Below are 3849 nucleotides of genomic sequence, written 5' to 3'. Positions count from 1 at the left end.
GTTACTAATCATATTTACCACCAAAAACCGTACATAAGACTGTCAGGGTTACGTGGCAGACGCAGCATAGAATCTCTATCTTGCATGTAACGCCTTACAAAGTTTCGTTGTTTAGCACCTGCTGATGGTAGATCACTGATTGCAGCAATTAACCGCTGGACTTGAGGATCGCTAATTGGCTTTCCACTCTCCAACGCCTCATGAAGCTCAGGAACAAGCACTTTATACAATTTATTAGCAGCATTTCTCTCGGACACACGACCATAGATTTGCTCTATAGCACTCGTGACTAACGATGATGACATAACATTCTCAGCAATAAAGTTCATAACAAGTGATTATCATAAAAGAAATCTAACAAAGAATGCCCAAAGAAAAACACAATATTGAACCAAGATCACCACAGGGAATTATGTTTAATCGCTAGGTTTCCCCCTAAAACATCCCTCAGACGCTCATTCGTATACAGCTAAAACTCATTATTACCTCAGAGTTAGCGCTTTATTACAATGGTTCCCGTTTCCACCACGCGAGACTCCTTCGACGCCAGAACTTTTGCCGTGTGTTTTTCTTGTGAGAAAAGTGATTTAGCTGATGTCATAGGTTGGCTGATACAAGGGGCATGTTCTTGCTTCTGATAATGAATTTCCCAATTTCGAATTTGAGTGTTGTAGCGCATAAAAGCAAAGCCTGTAATATTCTTAATAGTGGTGCTACCTTTTTGGTAAAAACCATAATCACGAAAACTCATATAATTAATTAATCCGTTACCGTGGTCTTTTACGTCATTGTATTGCTTATCTTCTTTGCCACCTTCCACATGGTAAACTCTGATTACTTCATCTCCCCAGTCATCCACAACAAAAGAGCAACCGCTAAAGTTTGGTGTGAAAACGTATAAATGGTCGCGATGAGGATCGGGGTGTTTGGGTATATTGAGATATTTGCCTTGCGCGACCCAGTAGGCCATCTGTGATGTATTTTTATCGGGCTGTTCACCTGAGAATGTGTCGATGACTTGGATAGTACCTACTGTTCCATGAGTGTATTTGTACTGCATACCACTGAAAACAAGTTCACCACTCTCTCTTACTTCCTTTTGAGTCTCAGGGCTGAGTGATGAGATCTGAAGAGCGACGACGTCAGTGCTAACAGGCTGATTAGCAAAGCTGGAATCAAGTAGATCAGATGGCAACACGCGTTTTCCTATCGCATCGTTCATTCCCATTCTTGATGCTGGCAGAGGTGACAAAATTGCATCAGGAAACTCTCGTTCTTCACCCACATAAATATGGTTAACTTTACGCTCAGCGACTACCTTCTCTCTATGCGCAGCGTATCGAGCCTCACTAGCTTGAATTTCTTGCGAGCCTTTTTCTCGCTCCTGAAATCGTTCTCTACGCTGTCTTTCAATTTTTTCTCTGGGGCTCTCTTTTGGTATTACAGGTTCCTTAATAACTTGATTTACTGGCATTAAAGAGCTTGTAGGCGCAAAATTGCTAGCAGTAGCGCGATCTAATGCGGCCTTTGAAGCAGCGGATTTCCTAGCCATCTCACAACTCGCACAAGGACACTCTAGCGGGTTAGGATGCATCACGGGACACTTATGAGGTTTAGAAGGGTCAAAAATATCGGCTAAGTTCATATAATAACAATCCATTCGCTTTATCTGAATATGCACATAGTACTATTACAGAGAAAACATGTGCGCAATATATGCGCTTAAGTTAAACGGAACTGATGTCACCATAAAAATCATCTTTATTTTTTGTTGCGTATTGCTACAAAAGAATAATGAAAAAACACCGTCAAGCCTGATAGGTAGGTGGAAAGTACCCCCGTAGTACAAGACGGGGGTTCTCGTTCGCTCTCGCTCCTCCTCCTCAGTCCTCGTCGTCGTCCGCGCTCTCTCACGAGCAAAGATCCTAATTCTCAATAAATGATCCTGTATGAAAGAGGCAAGGGCATTGCTCGACACTCGCAAAGCCCAAACGCTGAACGTCCATAGAGTTGCAGTGGCATAAAGCCCCACTGATGCGGTGAGGCTCTGCGAGGGGATGTTCTAGCAGGATGAAGGGTGGCAGCATGTCGATAAGCATAGGCAGTTAGAAACCGCGCCGATTGAATCTAGAGAACCACTAACCCTAGTCGGGCGGCTTGGTGCATCGTTCGCGCACGCGCTCTCTTATCCCTACGGGGTTGGTATGTCATTTTTTGACATACTCGCGCAAATCGGTATGTCATTTATCGCTTGGCAGTAAAAAGGCCGCTAAGCGGCCTCTTAAAAAATAGAGTTGAGTTTGACTTCGGCGCGTTCAGGAACTGGCGTATCCAGTGCGCGCGGTTTGCAAAATACGTTTAGATTCATGTTGTCTTTTGTCAGCTTGAGCAAGCAATCATCATAGTGAGCATATTTGATATCGTTGGCCGCGAGAAACGTATCATCAAAATAATACGTTCCCTCGGGTGTTTTGGCCTCGAGCGTAATAAAGAACTTGAAACCATTTGGCCCTTTTTTTGTGGTATGGCCCGTGTAGTACAAGTTTTGAATATCATATAGGCCGAGCATCGAGCGAAGACCATCTAAACGCCCAGAACCAGATGAACCACCGGAACCACTAACAGCCGTATTGCTATTCCTACCATCAGATACAGAAGAATTAGACGAAGAATCCGCTTTATTGCTGACACTGGACGATTGAGGAACGCTAGATTGAGTCGAGTTCGATTGCGCGTCCTGAATCTCCGAAGAAGAACCAAAAACCAGACGGGATAAACCATACGTTAAGTATCCTATGCCTAAAATGATAATTAGAAAAACCGCAATGAGTGCCGGATTTTTCGCTAACACATTGAGAGCGCCAGAAGCACGAGCAATACCCGTCGCTGTTGACTTGTAGAGCAAGAACGCATCAAGCGGTATTTTTTTCTTGGTAAGATTAGGGTCTTTGCCCTTTGGTATCACTGGCGTTGATGTGTTTTTAGCGTGCTTATAGATGTAAGGCTTGCGCTTTGCCCAAAAGAATTGGTCACGGCCTTTATGGAAAAAACATTGCTCAGCCGGTGCGCGGATTGCTGAATCAATTTGACCCCAATCAGGCGATAACAACTCAATATCCCAGTTATATTTTCTATGACGCTGGAAACCCTCATTAAAAGAAAACGGGTAGATTATGCGGCCTTGGTCGTCATATTCTGCTCGACCTCGGTCGTCAGTCTCAGACGGGTCTAAATTAGTCATATCAGCAGGCGTATAGCGAGAGTAAAAAAACGATTCGTAATCCTTGGGAAGTTTTGGCAAGAATTCAGACAAAGGACGATAAAATACTTTATCCATCCTGAACCCAATGTTTTTAGAGAAGATGTCCTGACACTCATCAATGACAATCAGCGCCCCAAGAGGACACCAACAAAAAAAGTGTTGCCAGAGTTCAATCCCTTCCGCGTCCCTTGAGAAGATACGAATAAGGCGAGTAGTAGACGGGAACTCTATATCAAGACGCTTCTGAATAGCATCAAGTGGCTGCATCCCTTCAATATTCGTGACAACAACGCGCCCCGCCTTTAGTGCTTCAAAAATAACAAAGTAAGCAGCATAAGCGGACTTATAAGAGCCATTAGCACCCGTTCTAATCGTGATAGCCATCGTTAAAACCTCGATACCGAAATAACAAATGCAGTGGTAAAGCCTGTAAATATAATGTTTATCGCCTGTGGTATCTTGAAAAGGAAAGCATAAAAGCGCAACTCGTCGGGCAAAGCATTAAACGTTAATATGATGATTTGAGTAAATCCAATATCATTTAATAAATATGAGGCGGTTTTATAGGCAAAGACCAAAGAATAAAC

4 protein-coding genes are annotated in these 3849 nt (G+C 43.3%); all 4 read right to left on the bottom strand.

The window, feature by feature from the left end:
* Nucleotides 1-14 precede the first annotated feature (14 nt).
* Nucleotides 15-329, bottom strand: coding sequence for a hypothetical protein (locus AACU59_RS03560; protein WP_237666612.1), 315 nt, complete (start codon nucleotides 327-329; stop codon nucleotides 15-17).
* 164 nt (nucleotides 330-493) lie between these two features.
* Nucleotides 494-1645, bottom strand: coding sequence for a cytotoxin (locus AACU59_RS03555; protein ID WP_094145004.1), 1152 nt, complete (start codon nucleotides 1643-1645; stop codon nucleotides 494-496).
* A 636-nt stretch (nucleotides 1646-2281) separates the two neighbouring features.
* Nucleotides 2282-3646: a zonular occludens toxin domain-containing protein gene (locus tag AACU59_RS03550; RefSeq protein WP_094145003.1), complete on the bottom strand. Its 1365-nt coding sequence runs from the start codon at nucleotides 3644-3646 to the stop codon at nucleotides 2282-2284.
* Between the two features lie 2 nt (nucleotides 3647-3648).
* A partial coding sequence (locus AACU59_RS03545) for a DUF2523 family protein (protein ID WP_237666611.1) occupies nucleotides 3649-3849 on the bottom strand: 201 nt, incomplete at its 5' end.

This window comes from Vibrio sp. V23_P3S9T160 (assembly GCF_963886625.1).
Taxonomy (GTDB): Bacteria; Pseudomonadota; Gammaproteobacteria; order Enterobacterales; family Vibrionaceae; genus Vibrio; species Vibrio anguillarum.
Note: the sequence above shows the minus strand (reverse complement) of the source record. Positions and strands in the feature narration are given on the sequence as shown.

What these genes read in the sequence shown, in the direction of transcription:
- AACU59_RS03560 (WP_237666612.1), bottom strand. Translation starts at nt 329, where the DNA reads ATGAACTTTATTGCTGAGAATGTTATGTCATCATCGTTAGTCACGAGT.
- AACU59_RS03555 (WP_094145004.1), bottom strand. Translation starts at nt 1,645, where the DNA reads ATGAACTTAGCCGATATTTTTGACCCTTCTAAACCTCATAAGTGTCCC.
- AACU59_RS03550 (WP_094145003.1), bottom strand. Translation starts at nt 3,646, where the DNA reads ATGGCTATCACGATTAGAACGGGTGCTAATGGCTCTTATAAGTCCGCT.